This window comes from Methylobacterium sp. 10, assembly GCF_000519085.1.
GTDB lineage: Bacteria > Pseudomonadota > Alphaproteobacteria > Rhizobiales > Beijerinckiaceae > Methylobacterium.
The window spans coordinates 2,265,440-2,292,305 of record NZ_KI912577.1 but is presented as its reverse complement, the minus strand read 5'-3'; the positions used below and the strand labels follow the sequence as shown (position 1 = coordinate 2,292,305).

Here is a 26,866-nt window from a genome sequence, read left to right as displayed (position 1 = left end):
AGATCGTCAAGATTTATGTTGCATCGCAGCATGACCAATCAAATTGATGCTGAGCCATTAACCGGGCCGTAACCGCGTCGACCTAGCCTGATTGACAGATGTTGCGAGGGCACGGCGGCACGTTCGCCGGCCTTGCAGTGATGATGCAGTGCAAGCCGATCCCCGGGGTCGGTTGTCGAGGACACCCCGTCGCGATGCGTAGCGTTCCGAGTCGCTCCCGGACGACCCATGGGCTGCCGGCCCTTATTGCGGCGGCGGCCGTTCTATCGGCCATCGCCTCCCCCGCAGATGCGCGGCGCGGCCACCATCACCGTGGCGGCGGCGGGGGCTATAATCCGCCCTACGCCGCCATGGTGATCGACGTGAAGACAGGCCGCACCCTGCATGCGGTCAACGAGGATTCCCTCCGCCACCCTGCGTCGATCACCAAGGTGATGACGCTTTACATGCTGTTCGAACAACTCGAGCGTGGCCACTTCAATCTCGACTCGCCCCTGACCATCTCTGCCTTCGCCGCCGCCAGACCGCCGTCCAAGCTCGGTCTCCGGCCCGGTTCGACGATCGAGGTCGAGGACGCGATCAAGGCGATCGTGACGAAATCGGCCAATGACGTGGCCTGCGCCATCGGCGAGAACATTGCCGGCTCGGAGCCGAAATTCGCTGAGATGATGACTCGCAAGGCACAGGCCCTGGGCATGACCCGGACCAACTACGCCAATGCCTCGGGCTTGCCCGACGCGGACCAGATCACTACGGCACGCGACCTGACGATCCTCGCCCGGGCGATCCAGGACCGCTTCCCGCGCTACTACAAGTATTTCCAGACCCGCTCCTTCGCGTTCCGCGGTCGGGTCATCGGCAACCACAACCGCCTACTGGGCAATGTCGAGGGCGTGGACGGCATCAAGACCGGATATACCCGCGACTCGGGCTTTAACCTGATGACCGCCGCCAAGTCCGACGACCGTCAGATTGTGGCGATCGTGCTTGGCGGCAAGTCCGGCGCCAGCCGCGACCGCATCATGGCCGATCTCGTCCGGGCGAACCTGCCGCGCGCCTATGCCGGCAACCGCCAGGCCCCGGCGGTGACGGAAGTCGCCGAGCGTGGCCGTCCGGCTGTGGTGGCGGACGCCACGTCGCGGACGCGGACCCAAGTCGCTTCGGCCGACGACGAGGAGATCGAGGTGGAGACCACCGCCTCAACCCAGCCCCTCGACATCAGCCCACGCCAGACCACGACGCCCGGAAGCGCCGGTGCCAAGTGGCGGAGCGGCGCCCTCCCCGCCTCGGCTCAGGCCTATGCCCCAACCAGTGCGTCTGCTGCTTTCCCCGGAGCCAAGGCTTCGCCCAGCGGCAAGTCGGATGCACGTCTCGCATCGGTCGATGGCGCCCGGCCCGAGCCCGCCCCGAAGGCAGCGTCCACGAGCCGCGTCACGCCTACTGCCTGGGTGATCCAGCTCGGCGCCATGGACGATGAGGACAAGGCGAAGTCGATGCTTTCCGAGGCCCGCAGCCGGGCCGGAAGCGCGCTTTCCAAAGCTTCGCCCTACACCGTCAGGGTCGACCATGGCGGTGCTACACTCTACCGGGCCCGGTTCTCGGGTTTCAGCGAACAGGAAGCCGCCCAGGACGCCTGCTCGGCCCTGAAGCGCAACGGCTTCAACTGCTTCGCCACGCGAAGCTGAACCCCGCCATGGTGAGGGCTTCGTCCTTCGGGATGCCGGAGCCCTCCTGATATCGGTGACGACGCTCCTCGCGCCTTCTCCGAACCCCGTCGGCTGTTCGCCGGTCGGGTCCGATCGAGCATTTTCCTGGCAACGCGCGTGGAGTATCAGCGATGTCGGCTCACAAGCCTGTCTCGGGCCGCGTTGATGCGCGACGCCCCCTCGACCGTTCCTCCCTGGTCGGGATGCCACCGTTTCATGAGCGTGCGATGAGCCGTGCGGATCTGCTGCAGGGTCGCCCCGCTCTGAAGCCCCAGGATCTGGTGAGCCTCCTCCTGCGTCATCGCCCCTGGGTCCGGCGGACGGCGCGACCGCGCGTCGGAATCTCTCTCAGTGTCTACACGCCCGGCGGCCGTTCTGCCGTCGAGATATGTCTTTAAACGGCGGGCGGCGATGCGGTCGACCTTGCGGCAGACTGCGAGGATCTGCATCAACGCAGTTTCTGGAAGCTGCGACAGGCGCCGCCCGGCATAGGGTCCGATCTGGACGATGCCGTCAGCGGTCCGGCCGTCGGGCATCACCTCGAACAGCACAATCGTGGGACGAGTGACGGATGCACGCCTGAACAGGCCGCGCAGCCGGACCACCACGGCATCGACGCCGTCGAGGAACCAGAACGCGACGCCCCCGAACAGGATCGCGAGTTCGATCCGGCCGCGAACCGCCGCTACGCCGGCCAGGGCGAGCAAGACGTAGCCGCCGACCCGTCTCACCACACGCGGCGTGATCAGCCCGCGCAAGCGCCGGACGAGATGGGGCCTGGCGGTCTTGGCGTACCACCACAGGATGAACAGGGCTACGAGGGCGGCGAGGATCGTCATCGGCGCATGTCGTGGTCGAGCGCGACTCGTCCGCCGATCCTGATATGGACGTCGCCGATCCGGTGGGAACCGCTCGACAATCCGGCCTGCTCAGCGCTGCGATCCGGGCAACGGCCGGGGGGCGACAGGCGAGTTCCCTCGGGAGCATCCTCCGGACAGAGGCGCAGCGCCCTTTCCCTCGCTTCGGCCGGCAACGCGCCGAGCGCCAGCGTGACGCAGACGAGGGATCGGGACAGGCGGGCCATCGTCGTCATTGCGGTGTCTTGCGTTATCTCGTGCGGCGTGTTCCGACCCTACTGCACCGGAAACGGCCGATGGGACAGCCCGGATCGGGAAAGCCTCATTGCCGCGTCTCCGCCACATCTGCCGTGGTGACCCTCACCTTGCGGATGCGGCCATCCCGCTCCACAGCCAGATCGACGGTCTTGCCGATGCCCGCCGCCTCCATCGCGGCGGTGAGGTCGGCAAGGCGGTGCACCGGCTGACCGCCCGCTCCGACGATGACATCGCCGATCGTGCCGGTTTGGACATCGACACCGCGCAATCCGGCCTCTGCGGCCGGTGATCCGCGCAGGACGCGTAGCACCACGACGCCGTCGATGCCTAGGCGAGCTGCGGTGGCTTCCTGCCCGGCGATGATGCCGATGCCGGGATTGCGGGTGCGGCCGTTGCGGATGAGTTCGGGGACGACCCGGTTCACCACGTCCACGGGGATCGCAAAGCCAATGCCGGCGCTAGCGCCCGAGGGAGAATAGATCGCCGTGTTCACGCCAACGAGACGCCCCGCGGAATCGAGGAGCGGCCCGCCGGAATTACCGGGATTGATGGCGGCGTCGGTCTGGATGACGCCTGACAACTCCCTCCCCTCCCCCGTGGGGAGCCGTCGGCGAAGCGCGCTGATGACGCCCGTCGTCAAAGTGTGATCGAGGCCGAACGGGTTCCCGATGGCGAAGGCAGCTTGCCCGACCTTGAGATCCCCCGAGGTACCGATGGCTAGGGGCGGCGGAACCGCCCCGGTGCCGCCGAGGCGAAGCACCGCGAGGTCGTAGCTCGCAGCAGTCCCGACGATCGTGGCCGGACGAACTTCCCCCGAAGAGAGGCGGACGGACACCGACCCACCCCGCTGTGCAGCGCCTGCCACTACATGATTGTTGGTGACCACATGCCCGGCGCCATCCCAGACGAAGCCTGTGCCAGTCTGGGCACCGTTGCCGCCTTCGCCCTCTTCGGAGTCGGGGCTCATCAGGGAGCGTCCCTGGGCGGCTGCCTGGGCGAAGACATGGACGACCGATGGGCTCGCACGCTCGAACAAGGTCGCGGTGGACGCTTCGGCCGGCGCTAGATCCCCCCGCGCCGTGATCGCCCGAGGGGTTTCAGCCGAGAACAGGAGAGCCGCCAAATAGGGCTGCCCGACATAGAAGGCCATGAGCATCAGGGCCGCCGTGATCGCGATGCGGCCGAAGCGATCCGACATGTCACATCCCTTTCACAGCTTTGGAAAAATTCTGGACTGCGTCCGTCGCATTAACTGGTCGGTCACCCATCTCCGTTCAACTGTTTTGACGGGCGGCACGATCCGGGTGCGCGGGCACACGGTTCCGTCTCAAGGTTCAAGCTACAAGTTCAGTCAGCACTGTCACCCTCAACTCTTCGTCATAAAAACAGGGCGTCCTAGGGTAGCCGCTTCAAGCTTTGTGTCCAAAACATGATGCTTAAGGCGGGGGATAAAGGATCGGGTCTGCCATACTCATCATGGCAATGCCCAAATTGATCGCAAAGCTGCCCTAGAGATGCTTCCATTCTCACGGAAACACGTCCCGCGCTGGCTGCAACGAATGCTGGCTCAGCTGCACAGACCCGCGGGGAACGACCCTCTCAGGTTCAAGGAAAACATCGTCATGGAAACCGAAGCCCTCGAACGTCCTGCCGATCTGACGATCTGGCGGACCACCCCCGTCCCGTCGCCGCTGGCCCAGCCCGCGCGCTACGGCACCCTTCGCGAGGCGATCGAGGCCGCCGCAGGCGCCTTGACCGACCCGGCAAAGCAGCCGTGGATCATCACCGAGGAAGGCGAAATTCTATCGCCCAACTGGATCCGAACCTATCTCAACTAAGGTGATGCGGCCTCTCGGGGCCTCCTGACGAGGCCTGAGAGATCTAGCCGTTGGCGCGGAACCGCCCGCGCCGCGCAGCCGATGTTGCTATCAACTTGCAAACTGGACCCGACTGTCCTTCACGCTATCAGCCCTTGGCGGGTCGCATGACACGTCCCGTGGCATCGCCCGCCCTGATGCGGGCAATCATCGGTCGCTATCGCAGATGGATGACCGGGATTCAAACCTGCCGATCCACCACAGCGCCTTGGCCTTCGGGAAGGACGGCCTTCTGCTGATCGGCGGATTGTTGCAGGAGTTGGGCGATGGCCCGATCGCTCTCGCCTTGTTTGCGTATGAAGGTCGTCTGCATCGACTCCCGCGTCGCAGCGCTTTGGTTTGAGACGATCGACTGCGCGAGGCCGGCGATGGAATCACTCATGACTGGGGTTCCTCAAGGCTCGGCCGGGCATAGCCTACTCGATCTTGTCAAATTCTGAAGAAAGCCATTCAATATTATTTGGAATCGCGTCGGTCGATGTGGTCTTCCTGATAAGACTGCGGCTTGTTCACCAGAGTGACCAGAACGTAGGATATGATCATCAGCAGATACCAGGCGCCGAGTTTCTGCCAGGAGACCATAGCCCAGGTCGATGCCTGATTCGGATAGAGCCAGACCCGCGTTCCTGTGCCGATATTCTCGGCAAACCAGATGAACAGGGCGACGAGTAGGAAGCCCAGGAGAAGCGGCATTTTACGGTGCACCCGCCAGACCTTGAAATGCACCCAGGTTCGCCCGAACAACAAGGCCGTCGACGCGAACAGACCGAGGCGGATGTCCACGACATAATGATGGGTGAAGAAGTTCAGGTAGATCGCCGCGGCCAACAGGAGGGTCGCGCCGCTGCCGGGATGATGGGTGAAGCGGAAATCGAACAGGCGCCATACCCTGGCGATGTAGGAGCCGATGCTCGCATACATGAAGCCCGTGAAGAGCGGCACACCCGCGATGCGGAACAGACTCGCATCCGGGTAGATCCAAGATCCGACAGCGGTCTTGAAGATCTCCATCACCGTGCCGACCACATGGAAGAGCGCGATCACCTTCGCCTCCTCCCAGGTCTCCATGCGCAGGGCGAGGAGGGCCATCTGTATCACCACGGCCGACAAGGTGAGAAAATCGTATCGGCTGATCGCCGTGTGCGCCGGATAAAACAGGTAGCTCGCGATGAGCAGAGCACACAGCAATCCGCCAAACATGCACGCCCATCCCTGCTTGATGCCGAACCGCAGGAATTCGTAGAGTCCCGCCGCGATCGGCCCCTTCGCGAGAACCCAGGCGCCTAGTCGTGCCTCGAGGCCGGCGAAACGCGCGATGGGCGGCCAGGCGCGAGCGGCACTCTTGGTCGGGATGTCTGTCACGATGGCTGTTCCGGCGGTGGCGCAGCCTGACTTAGCGTAGGCGGGCGTGATGCTCGACCTCATCGATCGCACGGGTGCTCCGCTGGAAAACCGGCATCGCCGGAGGCGGAATCAGCACTCATCTTCAAAATGGATTTGAGAGGGATAGCCCGAAGCCGGTGCTTCACTATAATGCTTCGCCAAACGCCGCCGCACGAGTCCGATCCCATGACGTCCCGTATCCCCGATTTCGCGAACGTCCCCTACGCGGCAGATGCCTTCGTGGCGCCCGTCCCGCCGACGGGCGAACCCTGGATGACGCCGGAAGGCATCCCGGTCAAAGGCGTCTACGGCCCGGAGGATCGCAAGGGCGTCGAGTTTCTTCACACCTATCCCGGCGTCGCGCCGTATCTGCGCGGGCCCTATCCGACCATGTACGTGACCCAGCCCTGGACGATCCGGCAATATGCCGGCTTCTCCACGGCCGAGGATTCGAACGCCTTCTACCGGCGCAACCTGGCCGCCGGACAGAAGGGCCTGTCGGTCGCCTTCGATCTCGCTACCCATCGTGGCTACGATTCCGATCACCCGCGCGTCTCGGGCGATGTCGGCATGGCCGGGGTCGCGATCGATTCGATCTACGACATGCGGACGTTGTTCTCTGGCATTCCGCTCGACGAGATGACCGTCTCGATGACGATGAATGGTGCGGTGCTGCCGATCCTCGCCCTCTACATCGTGGCGGCCGAGGAGCAGGGCGTGCCACCCGAGAAGCTCGCGGGCACGATCCAGAACGACATCCTCAAGGAGTTCATGGTCCGCAATACCTACATCTACCCGCCGGCGGGTTCGATGCGGATCATCGGCGATATCTTCGCCTACACCTCGGCCCATATGCCGAAGTTCAATTCGATCTCGATCTCCGGCTATCACATGCAGGAGGCCGGGGCGACGAACGACCTCGAACTCGCTTACACGCTCGCCGACGGCGTCGAGTACATCAAGGCGGGTCTCGCCGCTGGGCTCACCATCGACAAGTTCGCTCCGCGCCTGTCGTTCTTCTGGGCGATATCGACGAATTTCTTCATGGAAATCGCCAAGATGCGGGCGGCGCGCCTGATCTGGGCCAAGCTCGTGAAGGAATTCGAGCCGAAAACCGACAAGTCGTTGCCCCTGCGCACCCACAGCCAGACATCCGGCTGGTCGCTGACGGCGCAGGACGTATTCAACAACGTCACCCGCACCTGCATCGAGGCGATGGCGGCGACACAGGGCGGGACGCAGTCGCTCCACACCAATGCCCTCGACGAGGCGCTCGCACTCCCCACCGACTTCTCCGCCCGCATTGCACGCAATACCCAGCTCTTCCTGCAGCAGGAGAGCGGCACCACGCGCATCGTCGATCCATGGGGCGGCTCCTACTACGTGGAGAAGCTCACCCAGGACATCGTCGCCCGCGCCTGGGAGCACCTGCGCGAAGTCGAGGAACTGGGCGGCATGGCCAAGGCGATCGAGGCCGGCATTCCCAAGCTCCGTATCGAGGAAGCGGCGGCGCGGGCCCAGGCCCGCATCGATTCCGGTCGCCAGACCATCGTGGGCGTCAACAAGTTCAAGCCTGACGACGACCGTGCCATCGAACTGATGCGCGTCGACAACGGCAACGTCCGGATGCTCCAGATCGACAAGCTGAAGCGACTGCGTGCCGAGCGCAATCAGGCCGATGTCGATGCGGCCCTTGCGTCACTCACCGCGGCGGCTCAGGGAGAGGGCAATCTCCTGGCGCTCGGCGTCGAGGCAGCACGGGCCAAGGCCACGGTCGGAGAGATTTCCGACGCTTTGGAGAAGGCCTGGGGCCGTCACCGCGCCGAGATCCGCTCGATCTCGGGCGTCTACAAGCGAGAGGTGGGTGGCATGTCGCCGGTGGTCGAGACCGTTCGTCAGCTCGTGGAGACCTTCGAAGAGAATGACGGGCGGCGCCCGCGCATCCTCGTCGCCAAGATGGGCCAGGACGGCCACGACCGTGGCCAGAAGGTCATTGCGTCGGCCTTCGCCGATCTCGGCTTCGACGTGGATATCGGACCTCTCTTCGCCACTCCCGCCGAAGCCGCACGACAGGCTGTGGAGAACGACGTCCACATTGTCGGCGTTTCGTCTCTTGCCGCCGGCCACTTGACGCTGGTGCCCGAATTGAAGGCGGCGCTGACCGAACAGGGACGCGGCGACGTGATGATCGTAATCGGCGGCGTGATCCCCCCGGGTGACTATCCGGCGCTCTATGCCGCTGGTGCATCAGCAATTTTTCCGCCCGGCACGGTCATTGCTGATGCGGCAGTGAAGCTGATCGAGGAATTGAACGGCAGGCTCGGCTACAACGCCCGGCAGGCCGCTGAATAGGGTGACCGCATTGCTCCATCGGCATTCCTGAGGGTAGCCCCAGAACTATTGCCGGACGCTCACCGCCTGCCTTAATCGCGTCCGTCGCATATTTTGCTCCGCACCGGGTTGGTTGCGGCGCAGCAAGGTCGTATTTCCTGGCACCGTACCGAACCTGAAATTGTGAGTTGACGCCGATGGCCTCAGGATTATCCGACCTCATACATCCGGTTATCCTCTGCGGTGGCTCCGGTACGCGATTGTGGCCTGCCTCCCGCGAGAGCATGCCGAAGCAGTTCACGCCGCTCGTGAATGCCGATAGTTCGACCTTCCAAGACACAGCCCGGCGGGTCGCGGATGGAACCGCCTTCTCGCGGCCGACGATCATCACCAGCAGCGATGCCCGCTTCATCGTGGCAGAGCAACTGCTTCAGGCCGAAGTCCAAGCCGACATCGTACTCGAGCCCGAGCGTCGCGACTCAGCCGCGGCCGTCGCGGTCGCCGCCCTCCATGCCGCCCGGCGCGACCCGGAAGCGGTGGTGCTGATTTTGGCTGCCGATCACGTCATTGGCGACACGGCTGCCTTCGTGGATGCTGCGCGCGCCGCCGCCGTTGGGGCCCGTGCCGGTCGGATCATGACGCTCGGGATCGAGCCTACCGCACCGTCCACTGCCTATGGCTATATCCGCAAGGGCGCGCCGATCGACGGGGTCGAAGGGGCTTATGAGGTCGGTCGCTTCGTGGAGAAGCCCAACCGTCACGGAGCGGAAAGCCTGATCGCCGACGGTGCGCTGTGGAACAGCGGCTACTTCCTGTTCCGGGCCGACGTCATGCTGGCCGAGCTGGAGACCTATGCTCCGGAAATCCTCGCCGCGACCCGCGCCGCGCTCGATAAGGCGTCGACCGATCTCGACTTCCTGCGCCTGGATGCCACCGCCTTCGCGAGCGCGCCGAAGACCTCGATCGATTATGCCGTGATGGAGCGGACTGATCGCGCCGGAGTCTTGCCGGTCTCCTTCCCCTGGTCCGATGTCGGTACCTGGGACGCGGTCTGGGACGTGTTGCCCCGTGATGCGTTGGGTAACGCCGTGCGCGGTCGCGTCGAACTCGTCGAGACCCGCGGCAGCCTCGTGCACAGTGAAGGCGAGCACCTCACCGCCGTGGTGGGTCTCGACGACATCGTCGTGGTTTCGACCCCGGACGCCGTCCTCGTCACCTCGAAGGCCAAAGCCGGCCTCGTCAAGGAACTGGTCACGCAGCTGCGCGAGAAGGCCCATCCCGAGGCGGATGCGCATCGCCGGATGTTCCGCCCCTGGGGCTGGTACCAGCGCATCGACATCGGCGAGCGCTTCCAGGTGAAGCGCATCATGGTGACGCCGGGTGGGCGGCTCTCGCTGCAGAAGCATTTCCACCGGGCCGAGCATTGGGTCGTGGTGCGCGGCACCGCCGAGGTCACCGTGGATGATCGCGTCGTGCTGGTTCACGAGAACGAGGCCGTCTACCTGCCCATCGGCTCGATGCATCGCCTCACGAATCCGGGCAAGATCCCCCTCGAACTCATCGAGGTCCAAGTCGGATCCTATACCGGTGAGGACGACATCATCCGCGTCGAAGACATCTACGGACGATAGGCGCGACGGTCGGGCTCAAGCGGCTACGGGTCGCTCGACCCGGCCGCGATAGGACAGGGCCTCGGCGAGATGGAGGCGGCGCACCCGCTCTTCGCCGTCGAGATCCGCCAGGGTTCGCGCCACGCGCAGCACGCGGTGGAAGCCTCGAGCCGAGAGGCGCATCGTCTCCGCCGCGTTGCGGATCAGAGCCGTACCGTCCGCATCAGGCGCCGCCATCTCCTCGATCAACGGCACCGGACAGGTCGCGTTCGTGATGACGCCCGTCAGGCCGTGCGCCGCGAAACGTGCGGCTTGCAGCGCCCTTGCCGACGCCACTCGTGCCGCTGTCTCCGCCGAACCTTCGGTCGGAGGAGGCAGGATCAGATCGGCCGCCGTGACGGCACCAACTTCAATCCGCAAATCGATGCGATCGAGGAGGGGCCCCGAGATACGCGCGCCGTATTGCGCGACGCAGCGGTCGTTGGGGCCGCGCCGGCAGGCATAACCCGGTTCCAACGCCTGACCGCACCGGCAGGGATTCATGGCGGCAATTAGCTGGAACCGCGCGGGGTAGGTCACCCGGTGATTGGCCCGAGCTATCATGACCTCGCCGGTCTCCAATGGCTGGCGCAGGGAATCGAGCACCTGCGGCGTGAATTCCGGAAGCTCGTCGAGAAACAACACGCCGCCATGTGCCAGCGAGGCCTCGCCGGGGCGGGCATTGATTCCGCCCCCCACCAGCGCCGCCATCGACGCCGAATGGTGGGGCTGCCGGAACGGCCGGCGGTTCGACAGCGCGCCGCCCTTCAACTCACCGGCCACCGACTGGATCATCGAGACTTCGAGAAGTTCGCGGGGCCCGAGTGGTGGCAGGATGGAGGGAAGCCGGGCCGCGAGCATCGATTTGCCCGCGCCGGGCGGGCCATTCATCAAGAGGTTGTGGCCGCCAGCGGCGGCGATCTCCAGGGCGCGCTTGGCTCCCTCCTGCCCCTTGATGTCGCGGAGGTCCGGCAACTGTCCCGTTGTCGTGGCCACCGCCGGCTCGGGGCGTGCCATGACTTGGCTGCCCTTGAAATGATTCGCGAGCTGGATCAGGGAGCGTGGGGCCAAAACGTCCATGTCGCCACCGGCCCAAGCCGCTTCAGGCCCCGTCGCCGCCGGACAGATCAGACCGAGCCCCCGCCCATTCGCCGCCATGGCGGCGGGCAGGACGCCGTTCACGGCCGTGATCGTACCATCCAAGGCCAACTCGCCCAGGACGCAGTAACCGGCGAGCGCATCGGCCGGAATCGCGCCGATGGCGGCCATCACCGCGAGCGCAATGGGCAGATCGTAATGCGACCCTTCCTTCGGCAGGTCGGCCGGAGCGAGGTTGACGGTGATGCGTTTTGCCGGAAGCGCCAATCCAGATGCGATCAGAGCCGATCGCACGCGCTCCCGAGATTCCGCCACCGCCTTATCTGCTAGCCCAACAACCATGAACACGACGGCCCCCGGGGCGATCTGCACCTGCACGTCGACGGCGCGCGCCTCGATTCCCTCGAAGGCAACGGTAGCGACGCGGGTGACCATAGTTTCGAGCCTCTGAGGATAAGGCCAAGGTTAGGGTGCGCCGGCGCCCGTGACAACCAGCGCGTGCGCCATTGCGGAATTGTCATGGAACTCCGGCAGGAGTCCGCCGTTCGCAACCGTCTGATTTCTGACCAAGAGGATGTCCATGTCGATCAAGACCGCCGGCCTCGCAGCCATTGCTCTCGGTTTCGCCCTGACCGGCACTGCCTTTGCCGACCGGGCACCGACGCCTGAGGAACTCACCAAGATCGAGGCGACGCTGAAAAAGGAAGGCTTCGTGAAGTGGAAGAAGATCGAGGTCGAGGATCACGAGATTGACGTGGACGATGCCATCGACGCCAACGGCAAGCAGTTCGATCTGGAGCTCGACCCCAAGACCTTCGCCATCACCACCCGCGAAGCGGAATAGAGGTCTGGCCTTCTCCAGCGCTTGCGTTACGCCAAAGCGCCGGCCATATAGCGCTCGGGAGGTTGGCGAGGGACGTTTCACTCGCCAACCGGGTCAGGTCCGGAAGGAAGCAGCCCTAACGAGACCGAGCGGGTCTTCGTCCAGCCTCCCACCTTCGTCGATTTTCACCGATCGACTTGTCCGAGGCCCCGCGTGGCGGCATTCCCCCGACCCGGGGCCGCTCGAACCACGCAAGGCGGCATGGACGCGACTTCCGGCACACCGAGCGATCTTCCAGGCCTGCCGAGCTTTCCAGAGCCCGTGCCGGCGGCGGCGCCCTATAGGGTGTTGGCCCGTAAATACCGCCCGCAGAATTTCGACGATCTGATTGGCCAGGGTGCCATGGTTCGCACGCTCGCCAATGCGTTCGCGGCCAACCGCATTCCGCAGGCGTGGATGCTCACCGGCGTGCGAGGCGTCGGAAAGACGACGACGGCCCGCATCCTCGCCAGGGGCCTCAATTACCTCCGCGACGGCCATCCCGATACCGGCCCCACCATCTCCATGCCGGAGCTCGGGCGCCATTGCCAAGCCATCATGGAATCCCGGCACATGGACGTGCTGGAGATGGATGCGGCCTCGCATACCGGCATCGATGACGTGCGCGGCATCATCGACGGCATCCGCTACTCGCCGGTCTCGGCCCGTTACAAGGTCTATATCGTCGACGAGGTCCACATGCTCTCGGAGAAGGCGTTCAATGCCTTCCTGAAGACGCTGGAAGAACCGCCGCCCCACGCCAAGTTCGTCTTCGCCACCACCGAGATCCGCAAGGTTCCGGTGACGATCCTGTCGCGCTGCCAGCGCTTCGATCTGCGCCGGGTCGAGGCCGACACCATGGTCGCGCATCTGGCCCGGATCTGCGCCGCCGAGAACGTCGAGGCGGAACCGGAGGCACTGGCTGCGATCACTCGTGCTGCCGAGGGCTCTGTGCGCGATGCGCTCTCTCTCCTCGATCAGGCCATCGCCCATGGAGCCGGTCTCGTCACCGGGGCGAGCGTGCGCGATATGCTCGGCCTCGCCGACAGAGGGCGGATTGTCGACCTCTTCGAGGCGGTGATGCGTGGCGACGTCCCGGCGAGCTTCACGGAAGTGCGCGGCCAGTACGAGGCCGGTGCCGATCCGGCCGTGATCCTGTCGGATCTCGCGAGCTTTACCCATCTCGTCACGCGCCTGAAACTGGTGCCCGAGGCCGCCGCCGCGGACCCGACCCTCAGCGCCGACGAGCGCGGCCGGGGTGGCGAATTCGCGTCCAAGCTCTCGGTTAGAGCCCTGTCGCGGGCGTGGCAGATCCTTCTGAAAGCCATCCCAGAGGTTCAGGTCGCCGCGAGGCCGCTGGCTGCCGCCGAGATGGCGCTCGTGCGCCTCGCCTATGCTGCCGACCTTCCGACACCGGACGAGGCGCTGAGGCAACTGAAGACCGAGTCTCTGGCGGCACCTCAGACGCTCGCGGCACCCTCCGCCTCCCCGCCCGCCCCCAGCGCCCTCGCCACGCCCTCTGTATCGGCGGAACCGCCACCGCGTCCGGCCCTGATCCTGGCCGCCAGCGGCGGCGTCCGGGCGGCCCTCGTGCCGTCGCCGGCTCCGCAAGTTCCCGCCGCCTCGACCACACCCCGGCTGGCGCGGTTCGAGGACGTCGTGGCGATGGCCGACGAAAGGCGCGATATCGGCCTCAAGATGGCTCTCGAAAGGGAGGTCCATCTCGTTCGCTTCGAGGAGGGGCGGATCGAATTCCGTCTCGCCGACGGCGGTCGTCAGAGCCTCGCCAACGATCTAGCCCGGTCCCTGGACGCCTGGACGGGACAGCGTTGGATCGTCGCGATTTCGAAGGAGGCGGGCGAACCGACCCTCGCCCACAAGGCTCGCGCCGCCCTCGAATCGCGCCATGAGAACGCCGCCGCCCACCCTCTGGTGCGGGAGGTTCTGGCGCGCTTTCCCGGTGCTCAGATCGTCGATGTGCGGGACAAGGCTCCTCCCGTCGAGATCGCCGACAGTGTCGACCTCGCCGGTCCGGAGATCTCAGGCGGCGATGAACCGGACGACGAATCGTAGAGTACCCGCAGGCACCACCCCAGATCACGTTCCCCGCAACCCTTTGGAAAATCTCACGCCATGCGCGACCTCATGGGAATCATGAAGCAGGCTCAGGCCATGCAGGAGAAAATGGCGAGTCTTCAGACTGAGCTCGACCTCGTGGAGGTGACGGGCGCCTCCGGCGGTGGGGCCGTCTCAGTGACGATGACGGCCAAGGGTCTCGTTAAGGGAGTGACCCTCGATCCGAGCCTGCTGATCCCGGATGAGCGGGAAATCTTGGAAGATCTGATCGTGGCCGCGGTCAACGATGCGCGCGGCAAAGCCGAAGGCGTGGCGGCGGAGCGCATGGCCGATTTGACCAAAGGCCTGCCGATCCCGCCCGGCCTGAAGCTCTTCTGAAGCCGGCTCAGACGGCGGAAACTCCCGATCCCGACGCGAGGCGGGATCGGGCGATGGTCCGTCGTCAGGCGGCGATGACCCGCACGGGCTCTGCGGCGCGTACGTCCGCGTCCACATGGTCCTCGAAGCGTTTGAAGTTGTCCTTGAACATCGTCACCAGCCGCGTCGCCGTGTCGGCGAAGGCGACCTTATTTTCCCACGTCTTCACCGGCTGAAGGATATGCGGCTCGACACCCGGAACGAATGCCGGGACTGCGAAGCCGAAATACGGATCGCGGCGGAATTCCGCCTTCGACAGCGACCCATCCAAGGCTGCAGCCAGTAGTCGTCGCGTGACCCGGATCGGCATACGCCGCCCTGTGCCGACGCCTCCACCGGTCCAGCCGGTGTTCACCAGCCAGCAATCGACATCGTGATGAGCGATGAGGTCGCGCAGCAGGTTGCCGTAGACGCTCGGATGGCGCGGCATGAAGGGTGCCCCGAAGCAAGTCGAGAACGTTGCCTCCGGTGTGGTCAGGCCACGCTCCGTGCCGGCGACCTTGGCGGTGTAGCCGGAAAGGAAATGGTACATCGCTTCCGCGCCCGTCAGCCTGGCGATCGGCGGCATCACTCCGAATGCGTCGCAGGTGAGCATGACGATGTTCTTCGGGTGCGCTGCCCGTCCCGTGGCGCTGGCATTAGCGATAAAATCGAGCGGATAGGCGCAGCGGGTATTTTCGGTGAGCGTTGCGTCGTCGAAATCGGGACGCCGCGACAGCGGATCGATCACCACGTTCTCCATTACGGTGCCGAAGCGTTCGGTAGTGGCGTAGATCTCCGGCTCGGCATTGCGCGAGAGACGGATGGTCTTGGCGTAGCAGCCGCCCTCGAAGTTGAAGATGCCGTCCTTGCTCCAGCCGTGCTCGTCATCGCCGAGCAGCTGCCGCGAGGAATCATTGGAGAGCGTCGTCTTGCCGGTTCCGGACAGACCGAAAAAGAGGGCCGAATCGCCTTGGGCATCGAGCGCCGCGTTGGCCGAGCAGTGCATCGGCATCACGCCAGCGCCGGGGAGCACAAAATTTAGATACGTGAAGACGGATTTCTTTATTTCGCCGGCATAGGCGCTACCACCGATGAGGACGATCTTCCGTGTGAAGTCGATGGCGATGACGGTCTTCGAGCGACAGCCATGGCGGTGCGGCTCGGCCTGGAAGCTCGGCAGGTCGATGATCGTCAGATCTGGGACGTAATCGGCGAGTGACGAGCGCTCGGGCCGGATCAGCAGGTTGCGGATGAAGAGCGAGTGCCAAGCGAGTTCGGTGAAGACCCGCGCCTGGACGCGGTGGGCCGGATCGGCGCCGCCATAGAGATCCTGGGCGAAGAGCTCGCGCCCCTCGGCATGGCCGAGGAAATCCTGGTACAGGGTCTCGAACTGCTCAGGCGTGATCGCACCGTTGTTCTCCCACCAGATTTCGTTCTCGGTGCTGGCGTCGCGGACGATAAACTTGTCCCTGGGCGAACGACCGGTATGGCTACCCGTTGTCGCGACGAGGGCGCCGCCATGGGCAAGTTGCGATTCACTGCGGCTCAGGGATTCCTCGTAGAGGCGAGGAGCTTCGAGGTTCCAATGAACCGCCTTGAGGTCGCGCAGGCCGATTTTCTCGGGTCCATGGCTGGCGTTGAACTCGCCGAAATGTGTCACGTCCGTTACTCCTCGAACACCTGATCGCTTTGATGTTTGGCTTTGCCGGAATCTCCCATTTGTCTTCCGGCCCATCCGATGGAGCGTCCGCGAGGTCGTTCAGGTCCGCCGCGCGCAGGTTCGCCACTCTATCGCGCTGACCTGCTTATTCCGCGATGAACACCGGTCAATTGAGCCGGCATCGGTTTCAAAGACGAACGGATCGATCTGTCAGAAAAATAAAGGGATAGCCGAACAAAGACCGGAGCGGCGTCGCAACGCATGCAGCGGCGACAATTCCCGACTACAAGACACCGAGATCCGACCCTTTTTTCACGAGTACGGCCAAGGCCGTCTGACGGAACACGTATGGCTCAAGCCGTTGCCGGTCCCGAAATCGAGCGCCTGATCCAGCTCCTCGCCCGCATGCCGGGGCTCGGGCCGCGCTCGGCGAGGCGCGCGGCTCTGCATCTCATCAAGAAGCGCGAAGCGCTGCTCGCTCCGCTGGCGGAGGCGATGAAGGTCGCCTCCGAGCGCATCGTTGTGTGCCGGGAATGCGGTAACGTCGATACCAGCGACCCCTGCACCATCTGCCGAGACACATCGCGCGATCCCTCCATCCTGGTGGTGGTCGAGGATGTCTCAGATCTCTGGGCCCTGGAGCGGTCGGGCGCGGTGACCGCGCGCTATCACGTCCTCGGCGGCGTGCTCTCCGCCCTCGATGGCGTCCGGCCAGAGCATCTCAACCTCGCGAGCCTCGTGGATCGGGCCGGGAACGGCGATGTCCGCGAGATCATCCTCGCGCTGAACGCCACGGTCGATGGTCAGACGACGGCGCATTACGTCACGGAATCTTTGGCGCATCACGGGCTAAAAGTGACCCGCCTCGCCCATGGGGTGCCGGTGGGGGGGGAGCTCGACTATCTCGATGAGGGTACGCTCTCGGCCGCCATTCGAAGCCGGACGGCCTTCTGAGGCGCTATCGTTACCTCTCGTCTGATTTGACCGACCATCCGCCAAACCTTATCTGCGATGCCGGCATGGCAGACCCGGAAGTCAGGGAGCCGGGCCTTTTTCATTGTTAGATCCGGCCGAGCCATGACAATCCGTCCCCTCGTCATTCTGCCAGACGCCCGCCTGCGTCAGGTGTCGACCCCCGTCGGTGCGATCGACGATGAGATTCGCACCCTCGCCGCCGACATGCTGGAGACCATGTACGATGCTCCAGGCGTCGGCCTCGCCGCCATCCAGGTCGGCGTGACCAAGCGCGTGGTGACCATCGACACGTCGAAGGACGAGAATGCACGTCAGCCGCAGGTCTTCATCGATCCGGAGATCGTTTGGGCCTCGGAGGAGAAGCGCGTCTACGACGAGGGCTGCCTGTCGATCCCGGAGTATTACGGCGAGGTGGAGCGGCCTGACCGGGTGCGCGTTCGCTTCCGCGACCTTGATGGGGAAACCCACGAGATCGATGCGGACGGGCTTCTGGCCACTTGTATCCAGCACGAGATCGATCACCTCGACGGCGTGCTCTTCATCGATCACCTGTCGAAGCTGAAGCGCGACCGCGTCATCAAAAAATTCGTCAAGGCGGCCAAGCGGAGCGAGGACGCCTGATCTTATTCTTCAGCAGAGAGCGCGCGAGATGAAGCTCGTCTTCATGGGGACGCCCGACTTCGCCGTCGCGACCCTGGCGCGCTTGGTCGAGGACGGCCACGAGATCGCGGCAGTCTACACCCGCGCTCCCGCACGCTCCGGGCGTGGCATGGCGCTGCGCCCGTCCCCTGTCCATGCCCTGGCGGACAGGCTCGGCCTGCCGGTCCTCACGCCCGCGACTCTGAAGACGCCGGACGCGCTTGCCGTTTTTCGATCCCACGGATGCGACGTCGGCGTGGTGGTTGCCTACGGGATGCTACTGCCGGAGGCGATCCTCGAAGTGCCACGCCACGGTTGCCTGAACCTCCACGCCTCCCTCCTGCCCCGCTGGCGCGGGGCGGCACCGATCCAGCGTGCGATCATGGCAGGGGATACGGAGAGCGGCGTCGGAATCATGCGCATGGAAGCGGGCCTCGATACCGGTCCTGTCGCCATGAAGGAACGGGTCGCCATCGCCCCCGGAATGAGCGCGGGAGACCTCCACGATACGCTAATGCCGGTCGGCGCGGCGCTCATGTGCCAAGCCCTCCGCAAGCTGGAAGACGGGCCCCTCACCCTCATGCCCCAGGCCGAGGAGGGTCTCATCTACGCACACAAAATCACCAATGACGAGGCGCGCATCGATTGGTCCAAGCCGGCGCGTGAGGTGGCGAACCACATCAACGGGCTCTCGCCCTTCCCCGGCGCCTTCTTCGAGGCCGATCTCGGTAAAGGGCCGGAACGGGTGAAAGTGTTGCGCGCCATGCCAGCGGAGGGAGAGGGCGCTCACGGCATTCTGCTCGATACGGCCGGCACCATCGCCTGTGGCGAGGGCGCTGTGCGGCTCAACGAGCTACGCCGGGCCAGCAAGGGCGGCGCCGTCAAGGGATCGGACTTCGTGCGCGGCGCGCATCTGGTGCCGGGAACGCGGTTTCCGTGAAGACCAGCACCGAGGAACGTGGCTGATGCCCCGCTACAAGCTTGTCATCGAGTATGACGGCGCCCCGTTCTGCGGATGGCAGCGACAGGCCGAGGACCTCACCGTGCAGGGCGCCATCGAGGACGCCGTCAAACGCTTCTCAGGCGAGGATCTACGCCTCACCTGCGCTGGTCGCACCGATGCCGGCGTCCACGCCATCCATCAGGTCGCCCATCTGGACCTCACGAAGGAATGGCGTACGGATACGGTGCGCGACGCCCTGAACGCGCATCTGCGCCCGCTTCCGGTGGCCATCATCAGCGCCGAGCGGGTCGGCTCCGGTTTCGATGCGCGCCATTCCGCCATCCGACGGCATTACCGCTATCGTATCTTCAACCGCCGAAGCCCGCCCGCCCTGACGCGCAATCAAGTCTGGCACGTGCCATGGGCGCTCGACGCGGAGATGATGCACCAGGCCGCGCAGGGACTGCTCGGCCGACACGACTTCACCGCCTTTCGTGCGGCCGAGTGTCAGGCGAACAGTCCGATCCGCACCCTCGAACAACTGGACATCGCCAAGGCGACAGTGGGCCTGTTCGAGGAGATCGTGATCTCGACTTCGGCGCGCTCTTTCCTGCATCATCAAGTGCGCGCCATGGTGGGAACGCTGATGATGGCGGGCTGCGGCCGCTTCGGCATCGCCGAGGTTGCCGAAATCCTGGCGAGTCGCGACCGCTCCCGCTGCGGCCCTATGGCGCCTGCGAAGGGGCTGACCTTCGTGGGGGTGGATTATCATCTGTCCGAAGGCGAGGGTCCGGAAAAGTAAGCCAACAGCACCCGCTCGTAGATCGCCGTGAGCCGATCTAGGTCGGCGACCGCCACGCGTTCGTCGGTCTGGTGCATGGTTTCGCCAACGAGGCCGAACTCGATAACCGGGCAGGCATCTTTGATGAAACGGGCATCTGACGTACCCCCGGTGGTGGACAAGACCGGGCGCAGCCCGGTCTCCGCCTCGATCGCCTCAATCATGAGGTCGGTGAACGCGTCCGGTGCGGTAAGGAAGGCAGGCGAATTCGAAGGCTGAAGGTCCAGGGTGAAGCGGACCGTATTGCCTGCGGCCACCTCCAGCCGCCGCCGGATCTCGGCTCCCAGGGTCTCAGCTGTCCAGCCCTCGTTGAAGCGAATGTTGAACGTGGCTCGGGCATCAGCCGGAATGACGTTGGTGGCCGGATTGCCGACATCGATGGTGGTGAATTCGAGGTTCGACGCATCGAAATGCGCGGTACCGCCATCGAGGGGCTCGTCGAGAAGGGCGGAGGCGAGAGTTAGCATGCCGGGAACGGGGTTCTCGGCCTTGTGGGGATACGCCACATGACCCTGACGGCCATGAACGACGAGCTTGCCGGTGAGGGAGCCGCGCCGGCCGATCTTGATCATCTCGCCGAGGCACGCCGGGTTTGTGGGCTCGCCTAGAAGGCAGTGATCGAAACGCTCGCCCCGCGCCTTCGCCCATGCAAGTAGCTTTACCGTGCCGTTGACGGCAGGTCCTTCCTCGTCGCCGGTAATGAGGAACCCAAGCGAGCCGCTAAACTCCCCTCCGCGCTCAGCAATGAACGAGAGGGCTGCGGAAAGCATGCAGGCGATCCCGCCCTTCATGTCGACGGCGCCCCTGCCGTAGAGCATCCCGTTCGATACCGCGCCGTCGAACGGCCCGTGACGCCACGATTCGACGGCGCCGGGCGGGACGACATCGGTATGACCGGCGAAAAGGAGATAGGGGCGGCCCGTCCCGATCCGCGCGTACAGATTATCGATATCGGGCGTTCCGGGCTCCGAGAAGCGCGGGCGCTCGACGGTGAAACCCGCCTCCTCCAAGACACTGCCAAGCCATTGCAGGGCACCGCCCTCTGCCGGCGTCACTGACGGACAACGGAGGAGTGCCTGTGCGAGGGCCAGCGGCGAGCGATCAGAGATAACAGGAGATGACACGGGCATCGTCTCTTCGAGATGGGACATTCTGCCATCGCGAATAGGCGGCGGAGCAGCCTGACGCAAATACCGTCCCGGTGGCCTTTCGGCGCCCCGTCACAGAGGCTATTTCACTGTCATGGCCTTCACGAGCGACGAAGTCGAACGCTACGCCCGCCACCTCGTCCTGCGCGAGGTAGGAGGACCGGGACAGGCACGTATACAGGCGGCGCGGGTGCTCGTCATCGGAGCTGGTGGGCTCGGCGCTCCGCTGATCCAATATTTGGCAGCGGCCGGCATCGGAACGATCGGCATCGTCGACGATGATACCGTTTCACTTTCGAACCTGCAGCGTCAGGTGATCCACGGGACACCCGATATCGGCCGCCCGAAAATCGACAGCGCAACCGACGCCGTGGCTCGCCTGAATCCGCATGTGCGGATCGAACCGCATCTCCTGCGGATCGACGGAGACAATGCCGTCGGCCTGATTGGCGGGTACGATATCGTCGCCGATGGATCGGACAATTTCGCGACCCGCTATGCCGTATCTGATGCCTGTTTCCACGCCAGGCGTCCGCTCGTCACAGCCGCCCTCGGGCAGTTCGATGGCACCCTGACCACGATCCGTGCCCATGAGACTGGACCGGACTGCCGCCCTAATCCAACCTATCGCTGCTTGTTCCCGAACCCGCCTCCCCCCGGCAGCGTGCCTACCTGCGCGGAAGCCGGCATACTCGGCGCGCTGGCCGGGGTAATGGGTTCACTGATGGCGATGGAAGTGATCCGGGCGGTGGCGGATTTCGGCGAGCCGCTGGTTGGAAGGCTGCTCATGGTCGATGCCCGATCCATGCGCTTCGAGACGCTCGCCTATGGCTGGGACGAGGGCAATCCTTTGAATGGAACAGCGACGTAAGGTCCAGAAGGTCGCTTCTGCCGTCCTTTACCCGCCGATTCCACTGCGGCGGGACGGCGGCGGCGCATAGCTGCGCGCGCACTTGAACCAGCACGGTGGGCGATCCGCGAGGGCGCGGGGTTCAGGATTTCGACGGTTTGTCCGGATCGGGCGTGACCCCGTTCCAATGCGGCCCGACGAGATTGCTGTGCCCGGCTGGGTCGGAGACCCGCGCACCGGAGGTCGAGAAAGCCTGATAGGCGAAACGCTGCTGTTGGTTGAGAAGCGCGGCGGCCAGCGTGCCGAGGGCAACGGCGACGACGAGGGCGATGATGAAGGCTTTCATGGACGCTGTCCGATCCTCGACATGCCGGCGCCGGTCGCCGAATGTCTGTACTTGTCCGGTAGGTTACTCGGCAGGCACCTGATGGCGCCCAAGTTGGGGGCCGCTCGCGTTCTTGGCCTGCTCCTGCTCGACCCAAAGATCGTGGTGGACCTTGGCCCAGCCGAGATCGACCTTGCCGCTTCCCATGGCGTCGTAGGCTCCCTCCATGCCGAGGGTACCGATGTAGATATGGGCGAGGATGCCGGCGATGAAGGCGATGCCGATGAGGGCGTGGATCACCTGCATCAGCTGCATCCCGGTGATGTCGGTGAGGGCGAAGGGAAAGATCATCATCAGGCCGGTGACGCTCATGGCCGAGCCGAAGCCGATCACCATCCAGAACACCATCTTCTGGCCGGCGTTGAAGCGGCCGGCACTAGGATGCTTGTCGCCGACGAAGCCACCGAAGGCTTTGATCCAGGCGATGTCGATCTTGTTCGGAATGTTGTCCTTCAGCCAGAGCACCAGCATCAGGGCGACGCCGATCATGAACGGCCACGCCAAATAGATGTGGCTGAACTTGGCGTATTGAGCCACCACGCCGAACGCGTCAGCGCCGATCAGCGGCATCAGCAGGCGCTTGCCGAAGATGTAATTGAGTCCGGACAGGGCCAGGATGATGAAGCAGCTCGACGTCATCCAATGCGCGAAGCGCTCGAAACCGTTGAAACGCAGGATCTTGCGGCCGGTATCGGGTCCGCGCTCCATCAGGATGCGGCCCCGGAAGAAGTAGAACAGGCCGAGAAGCGCAATGGCGCCGAGGACTGCCAGCGCACTGAGCCAGGGCAGCCACCATTCCCGGAAGTCGCGATAATCCCGGCCGGCGGGCTGGATCAGATTCGCGGCCTTGCCGTCCGGGATGCTGATACGACCGGTGATCTTAGGATCCTGCTTGAACAGGAATTCCTCATTCACGGATTCCGCCGTCGGGTTCTGCCCGGTCGGGTTCAGGCCGTCGCGCGTCTGCTGCGCGAAGGAAGTCGACGAGGCGCCGACAGCCGCCGTGAGGATGGTCGCTGCAATGAGCGTCCTGAAAGTCGTCGGTGTCCGCCGCATCGGCGTTTCCTTCCTAAAGTCTCGACCCCGGCAGTCCAGTCCGGCGCTTAGATAGCAACGGTTTCGCGATAGGCGGTCTTCCAGCCCCAGGCGCCGGAGCCGTAACCTCGCTTGATCACGCGCTGCTTGTAAATTTCGGCGATCATGTCGCCGTCGCCAGCGAGCAGGGCCTTGGTCGAACACATCTCGGCGCAGAGCGGCAGTTTGCCTTCGGCAAGGCGGTTCGAACCATACTTCTCGTACTCGATGGTCGAGAAATCAGATTCGGGTCCGCCAGCGCAGTAGGTGCATTTGTCCATCTTGCCGCGGGACCCGAAATTGCCGACCTTCGGATATTGCGGTGCGCCGAACGGGCAGGCGTAGAAGCAGTAGCCGCAGCCGATGCAGATATCCTTGGAATGCAGAACCACTGCGTCGGCCGTGGTGTAGAAGCAATTCACCGGGCACACCGCCGCGCAGGGGGCGTCGGTACAGTGCATGCAGGCCATGGAGACCGAACGCTCGCCGGGCTTGCCGTCATTGAGGGTGACGACGCGCCGCCGGTTGATGCCCCAGGGCACCTCGTGCTCGTTCTTGCAGGCGGTGACGCAGGCGTTGCACTCGATGCAGCGGTCCGCGTCGCAGAGGAATTTCATACGAGCCATAGCGATTGTCCCTTAAACGGCCCGGATCTGACAGAGGGTGCACTTCGTCTCCTGCATGCCCGTCACAGGATCGAAGCCGTAGGTCGTCGTGTTGTTCGAGCTCTCGCCCAGCACCACAGGGTCGGTGCCGTGCGGATAGAATTTCCGCATGTCTTCGCCCTGGTACCACCCGGAGAAGTGGAACGGCATGAAGGCGACGCCTTTGCCCACCCGATCCGTCACCAGCGCCTTCACCTTGGCCTTGGCGTTGTTCTCGGGGCCGGAGACCCAGACGAACTGACCGTCCTTAATTCCGCGATCGGTGGCATCGCCGGTGTTGATCTCGACGAACATGTCCTGCTGCAGCTCGGCGAGCCACGGGTTCGACCGCGTCTCCTCGCCGCCGCCCTCGTATTCCACGAGGCGGCCGGACGTGAGGATGATCGGGAAGTCCTTAGCGATGCCGCGATCCACTGCCGCCTTCTGCACCGAGAATCCGATATTCGGCATACGCAGCTGACGCTCGTCGGGGCGCGTCGGGTACTTCGCCACGAGGTCGGGACGCGGCGTGTAGATCGGCTCGCGGTGTACGGGAACCGGGTCAGGCAGGTTCCAGGCATTCGCCCGGGCCTTGCCGTTGCCGTATGGCGTCACGCCGTGGTCAAGGCAGACGCGCTGAATGCCGCCCGACAAGTCGGTGGCCCAGCTCACCGCATCGATATTGGCCCCGCCGGTCTTGGTGATGCTCGCCATCTCCTCGGCGGTGAGATCCTTGTCCCAGCCGAGCTTCTTGAACACCGCCATGGTGAATTCGGGATACCCGTCGGTGAGATCCGATCCCTTCGCGAAGGAATCCTCGGCGAGCAAGGTCACGCCGTTGCGCTCGGTGCCGAAGCGCGCCCTGAAGGTGCCGCCCCCATCCTTGATGTGGAGGTTAGTGTTGTAGAGGATATGGGTTCCCGGATGTTTCAGTTCGGGCTTGCCCCAGCACGGCCAGGGCAGGCCGTAATAGTCGCCACCCACTTCGGGGTCATCCTTGGGCGCGCGCAGAGTCACCAAGTCGAACTTGGCCTGGTTACGCATATGCGCCTTGAGCCGCTCAGGGCTCTGGCCGCAATAGCCGGTGGACCAGCCGCCGCGGTTGATCTCCCGCAGGATGTCCTCCGCCTCGGGCACGTTATCCACGACCTTGATGTTCTTGAACATCTTGTCGCCGAAGCCGAGCTTTTGCGCCAAGCGATAGACCACCTCGTAGTCATTCTTCGATTCGAAGGCCGGCTTGACAATCTGCTCGCCCCACTGGATCGACCGGTTCGAGGCCGTGCGGCTGCCGTCCATCTCCAGGGAGGTGCAGATCGGCAAGAGGTAGGTGTTGTCGCGCCGCGCATCGAGGGCGGCGAAGGTGGTGGGGTGCGGGTCCGCGACCACGAGAAGGTCGAGCTTGCCGAGACCCTTCACCGCCTCCGGCAGTCGGGTGACGGTGTTGCCGCCATGGCCGAACACCATCATCGCCTTGATGCCGGTGCGCTGGTCGACCTGATCCTCAGGCAGGTTTACGCCGTCGAACCACCGCGTCGAGGTGATGCCCGGCGATTCCATGCTCTCCTTGCGCGTGCGGGACTTCCGTCCGCCCTTGGCCGGTACCTCATCGAAGCGCGCCTGCAGCCAGTCGTACTCGACGTCCCAGACGCGGGCCCAATGCTTCCAGGCACCTTCGACGAGGCCGTAATAGAGCGGCAGCGACGTCACATCGAGGCCCATGTCGGTTGCCCCCTGGACGTTAGTGTGGCCCCGGAAGATGTTGGCTCCCGTGCCCGGCTTGCCGACATTGCCGGTAGCGAGGCAGAGGATGCAGAGGGCGCGGACGTTGGCGGTCCCCACCGTGTGTTGGGTCGCGCCCATGCACCAGATCAGGGTCGCGGGCTTCTCCGTGGCAAAGAGCTTGGCGACACGCTTCAGTTGCTCGCCTGGCACGCCGGAGACCCGTTCGACTTCTTCGGGATTCCACTTGGCGACTTCCTTGCGGACATCATCCATGGCGTAGACACGCTGGCTGATGAATTCCTTGTCTTCCCAGCCGTTCTCGAAAACGTGCCAAAGGATACCCCAGACCACCGGGATATCGGTGCCGGAGCGGATCCGGACGTAATCGGTGGCATGGGCGGCCGTGCGCGTGAAACGGGGATCGATGACGATCATGTTCGCGCGGTTGATCTCCTTGCCGGAGAGCACATGCTGGAGGGAGACCGGATGGGCCTCGGCGGGATTACCGCCAAGGATGATCATTGTCTTGGCATTCCGGATATCGTTGTAGGAATTCGTCTGCGCGCCATAGCCCCAGGTGTTGGCCACACCGGCCACCGTGGTCGAGTGACAGATGCGGGCCTGATGATCCACCGAGTTGGTGCCCCAGAAGGCCCCGAGCTTACGGAAGATGTACGCGGCCTCGTTGGTGAATTTGGCCGAGCCGAGCCAGTACACCGAATCCGGGCCGTATTTGTCGCGCAGGCCCGTGATCTTGTCGCCGATCTCGTCGATGGCTTGGTCCCACGAGATGCGGGTCCATTGCCCGTCGACCATCTTCATCGGGTATTTCAGGCGGCGGTCGCTGGAGACGAGCTCGCGGATCGCAGCGCCCTTGGCACAATGCGTGCCCCGGTTGATTGGACTGGTGAAAGACGGCTCCTGGCCGACCCAGACGCCATTCACCACCTCAGCCGTCACCGTACAGCCCACCGAGCAGTGGGTGCAGATGTTCTTCTTCACGGTGACCTCAGGACCGATCGCAGAGGAGCCGGCGGCTTGGGCCTTGCGCATGGAGCCGAGCTGGATCGAGCCAGCGGCGGCCAGACCGCCGGCCACAAGGCCGGAATTGCGCAGGAATGCGCGACGGTCGAGGGCCTTCGGCGCCTCGCCGATGGCCACAGCCGGATGAAAGGAGCGGCCCGGGCCGCTGGTCTTGCGCTTGATCAGCATGGCGCCCTCAAATCTTCTTCAGGGTCTCGTAGCCGTTGGTTCGGTAGAAGGCCTTGACGTGGTCGGACTCGCGGTAGCGGGCCTTCGTCTCCTCGGCGCCAGGATCGTAGGCCTGCGCGGGCGTCGCGATCATAGGCTGGGCCGTGATCGCGGCGGCGGCAGCCACCGATCCACCACCGAGTGCGCGGAAGAAATGGCGCCGTCCCATCTCGTCCTTTCGATCGTCCCGCATGCTCGTCACTCCTGAATGCGACCGATGTACCAGTGACCCCAG

General features: G+C 64.5%; 25 protein-coding genes and 1 other RNA gene. 13 read left to right on the top strand and 13 right to left on the bottom strand.

The genetic code is table 11. The annotated features are described in order from the left end of the window. The first annotated feature begins 194 nt into the window (after positions 1 to 194). Complete coding sequence (locus K368_RS0110530; RefSeq protein WP_027172378.1) at positions 195 to 1,685, top strand: SPOR domain-containing protein; 1,491 nt, start codon at positions 195 to 197, stop codon at positions 1,683 to 1,685. A 146-nt stretch (positions 1,686 to 1,831) separates the two neighbouring features. Here the strand turns inward: K368_RS0110530 and K368_RS0110525 are convergent, their stop codons facing one another. From K368_RS0110525 to K368_RS0110515, 3 genes are all read right to left on the bottom strand, one after another. After that, on the bottom strand, positions 1,832 to 2,545 hold the full coding sequence (locus K368_RS0110525; RefSeq protein ID WP_027172377.1) for a DnaJ domain-containing protein: 714 nt from the start codon (positions 2,543 to 2,545) through the stop codon (positions 1,832 to 1,834). Then, the gene (locus K368_RS0110520; RefSeq protein ID WP_027172376.1) at positions 2,542 to 2,799 is read right to left on the bottom strand and encodes a hypothetical protein; all 258 of its coding nucleotides are present in this window, start codon (positions 2,797 to 2,799) and stop codon (positions 2,542 to 2,544) included. The genes K368_RS0110525 and K368_RS0110520 overlap by 4 nt, the downstream gene beginning before the upstream one ends. 86 nt (positions 2,800 to 2,885) lie before the next feature. Continuing rightward, a complete protein-coding gene (locus tag K368_RS0110515; RefSeq protein ID WP_027172375.1) occupies positions 2,886 to 4,019 on the bottom strand; it encodes a trypsin-like peptidase domain-containing protein in 1,134 nt (377 codons plus the stop codon). Positions 4,020 to 4,443: 424 nt separating this feature from the next. Here K368_RS0110515 and K368_RS0110510 point away from each other — a divergent pair, with 424 nt between their 5' ends. Next, entirely contained in the window at positions 4,444 to 4,659 is a 216-nt protein-coding gene (locus K368_RS0110510) for a hypothetical protein (RefSeq protein ID WP_027172374.1), read from the top strand. 220 nt (positions 4,660 to 4,879) lie between these two features. Here K368_RS0110510 and K368_RS0110505 read toward each other — a convergent pair whose 3' ends face one another. Beyond that, positions 4,880 to 5,080, bottom strand: coding sequence for a hypothetical protein (locus tag K368_RS0110505; protein ID WP_027172373.1), 201 nt, complete (start codon positions 5,078 to 5,080; stop codon positions 4,880 to 4,882). A 74-nt stretch (positions 5,081 to 5,154) separates the two neighbouring features. Next, a complete protein-coding gene (locus K368_RS24330; RefSeq protein ID WP_245259554.1) occupies positions 5,155 to 6,060 on the bottom strand; it encodes a DUF817 domain-containing protein in 906 nt (301 codons plus the stop codon). Between the two features lie 207 nt (positions 6,061 to 6,267). Here K368_RS24330 and scpA point away from each other — a divergent pair, with 207 nt between their 5' ends. Both scpA and K368_RS0110490 read left to right on the top strand, forming a co-directional pair. Then, positions 6,268 to 8,433, top strand: coding sequence for a methylmalonyl-CoA mutase (gene scpA / locus K368_RS0110495; protein ID WP_027172372.1), 2,166 nt, complete (start codon positions 6,268 to 6,270; stop codon positions 8,431 to 8,433). A 176-nt stretch (positions 8,434 to 8,609) separates the two neighbouring features. Further along, positions 8,610 to 10,043 carry a mannose-1-phosphate guanylyltransferase/mannose-6-phosphate isomerase gene (locus tag K368_RS0110490; protein WP_027172371.1) on the top strand — a complete coding sequence of 478 codons (1,434 nt, stop codon included), beginning with the start codon at positions 8,610 to 8,612 and terminating at the stop codon, positions 10,041 to 10,043. 15 nt (positions 10,044 to 10,058) lie between these two features. On the opposite strand, the gene K368_RS0110485 is transcribed toward K368_RS0110490, so the two are convergent. Then, the gene (locus tag K368_RS0110485) at positions 10,059 to 11,594 is read right to left on the bottom strand and encodes a YifB family Mg chelatase-like AAA ATPase (RefSeq protein ID WP_027172370.1); all 1,536 of its coding nucleotides are present in this window, start codon (positions 11,592 to 11,594) and stop codon (positions 10,059 to 10,061) included. A 145-nt stretch (positions 11,595 to 11,739) separates the two neighbouring features. On the opposite strand from K368_RS0110485, the gene K368_RS0110475 reads away from it, so the two are divergent. The 4 genes from K368_RS0110475 to K368_RS0110465 all read left to right on the top strand — a co-directional run bounded on the left by K368_RS0110475 (position 11,740) and on the right by K368_RS0110465 (position 14,475). Continuing rightward, on the top strand, positions 11,740 to 12,003 hold the full coding sequence (locus K368_RS0110475) for a PepSY domain-containing protein (RefSeq protein WP_027172369.1): 264 nt from the start codon (positions 11,740 to 11,742) through the stop codon (positions 12,001 to 12,003). A gap of 56 nt (positions 12,004 to 12,059) precedes the next feature. Next, positions 12,060 to 12,156, top strand: an RNA gene (ffs, locus tag K368_RS25940) — signal recognition particle sRNA small type. An 87-nt stretch (positions 12,157 to 12,243) separates the two neighbouring features. Further along, positions 12,244 to 14,094, top strand: coding sequence for a DNA polymerase III subunit gamma/tau (locus K368_RS0110470; protein ID WP_027172368.1), 1,851 nt, complete (start codon positions 12,244 to 12,246; stop codon positions 14,092 to 14,094). A gap of 60 nt (positions 14,095 to 14,154) precedes the next feature. Continuing rightward, entirely contained in the window at positions 14,155 to 14,475 is a 321-nt protein-coding gene (locus K368_RS0110465) for a YbaB/EbfC family nucleoid-associated protein (RefSeq protein ID WP_027172367.1), read from the top strand. Positions 14,476 to 14,539: 64 nt separating this feature from the next. Here the strand turns inward: K368_RS0110465 and K368_RS0110460 are convergent, their stop codons facing one another. Continuing rightward, entirely contained in the window at positions 14,540 to 16,156 is a 1,617-nt protein-coding gene (locus K368_RS0110460; protein WP_027172366.1) for a phosphoenolpyruvate carboxykinase, read from the bottom strand. A 348-nt stretch (positions 16,157 to 16,504) separates the two neighbouring features. Between K368_RS0110460 and recR the strand changes: the two genes are divergently transcribed. From recR to truA, 4 genes are all read left to right on the top strand, one after another. Beyond that, positions 16,505 to 17,110, top strand: coding sequence for a recombination mediator RecR (gene recR, locus K368_RS0110455; protein ID WP_027172365.1), 606 nt, complete (start codon positions 16,505 to 16,507; stop codon positions 17,108 to 17,110). Between the two features lie 123 nt (positions 17,111 to 17,233). Next, the gene (locus K368_RS0110450; RefSeq protein ID WP_027172364.1) at positions 17,234 to 17,752 is read left to right on the top strand and encodes a peptide deformylase; all 519 of its coding nucleotides are present in this window, start codon (positions 17,234 to 17,236) and stop codon (positions 17,750 to 17,752) included. Between the two features lie 28 nt (positions 17,753 to 17,780). After that, complete coding sequence (fmt, locus tag K368_RS0110445; RefSeq protein ID WP_027172363.1) at positions 17,781 to 18,710, top strand: methionyl-tRNA formyltransferase; 930 nt, start codon at positions 17,781 to 17,783, stop codon at positions 18,708 to 18,710. A 25-nt stretch (positions 18,711 to 18,735) separates the two neighbouring features. Continuing rightward, positions 18,736 to 19,515, top strand: a complete 780-nt coding sequence (gene truA, locus K368_RS0110440; protein ID WP_027172362.1) for a tRNA pseudouridine(38-40) synthase TruA — start codon at positions 18,736 to 18,738, stop codon at positions 19,513 to 19,515. Here the strand turns inward: truA and dapE are convergent. Beyond that, positions 19,482 to 20,684 carry a succinyl-diaminopimelate desuccinylase gene (gene dapE, locus K368_RS0110435; protein WP_027172361.1) on the bottom strand — a complete coding sequence of 401 codons (1,203 nt, stop codon included), beginning with the start codon at positions 20,682 to 20,684 and terminating at the stop codon, positions 19,482 to 19,484. The two genes, truA and dapE, sit on opposite strands and share 34 nt — an antisense overlap. A gap of 112 nt (positions 20,685 to 20,796) precedes the next feature. On the opposite strand from dapE, the gene moeB reads away from it, so the two are divergent. Continuing rightward, the gene (moeB, locus tag K368_RS0110430; RefSeq protein WP_027172360.1) at positions 20,797 to 21,573 is read left to right on the top strand and encodes a molybdopterin-synthase adenylyltransferase MoeB; all 777 of its coding nucleotides are present in this window, start codon (positions 20,797 to 20,799) and stop codon (positions 21,571 to 21,573) included. A 121-nt stretch (positions 21,574 to 21,694) separates the two neighbouring features. On the opposite strand, the gene K368_RS0110425 is transcribed toward moeB, so the two are convergent. From K368_RS0110425 to K368_RS0110405, 5 genes are all read right to left on the bottom strand, one after another. Beyond that, a complete protein-coding gene (locus K368_RS0110425; RefSeq protein ID WP_027172359.1) occupies positions 21,695 to 21,898 on the bottom strand; it encodes a hypothetical protein in 204 nt (67 codons plus the stop codon). Between the two features lie 63 nt (positions 21,899 to 21,961). Continuing rightward, a complete protein-coding gene (locus K368_RS0110420) occupies positions 21,962 to 22,993 on the bottom strand; it encodes a formate dehydrogenase subunit gamma (protein ID WP_027172358.1) in 1,032 nt (343 codons plus the stop codon). Positions 22,994 to 23,040: 47 nt separating this feature from the next. Then, positions 23,041 to 23,637 (bottom strand): formate dehydrogenase FDH3 subunit beta, encoded by a 597-nt coding sequence (gene fdh3B / locus K368_RS0110415; RefSeq protein ID WP_027172357.1) that lies wholly within the window; start codon positions 23,635 to 23,637, stop codon positions 23,041 to 23,043. Between the two features lie 12 nt (positions 23,638 to 23,649). Then, a complete protein-coding gene (locus K368_RS0110410; RefSeq protein ID WP_027172356.1) occupies positions 23,650 to 26,592 on the bottom strand; it encodes a formate dehydrogenase subunit alpha in 2,943 nt (980 codons plus the stop codon). Between the two features lie 7 nt (positions 26,593 to 26,599). Further along, a complete protein-coding gene (locus tag K368_RS0110405; RefSeq protein WP_027172355.1) occupies positions 26,600 to 26,824 on the bottom strand; it encodes a formate dehydrogenase in 225 nt (74 codons plus the stop codon). Positions 26,825 to 26,866: the final 42 nt, after the last annotated feature.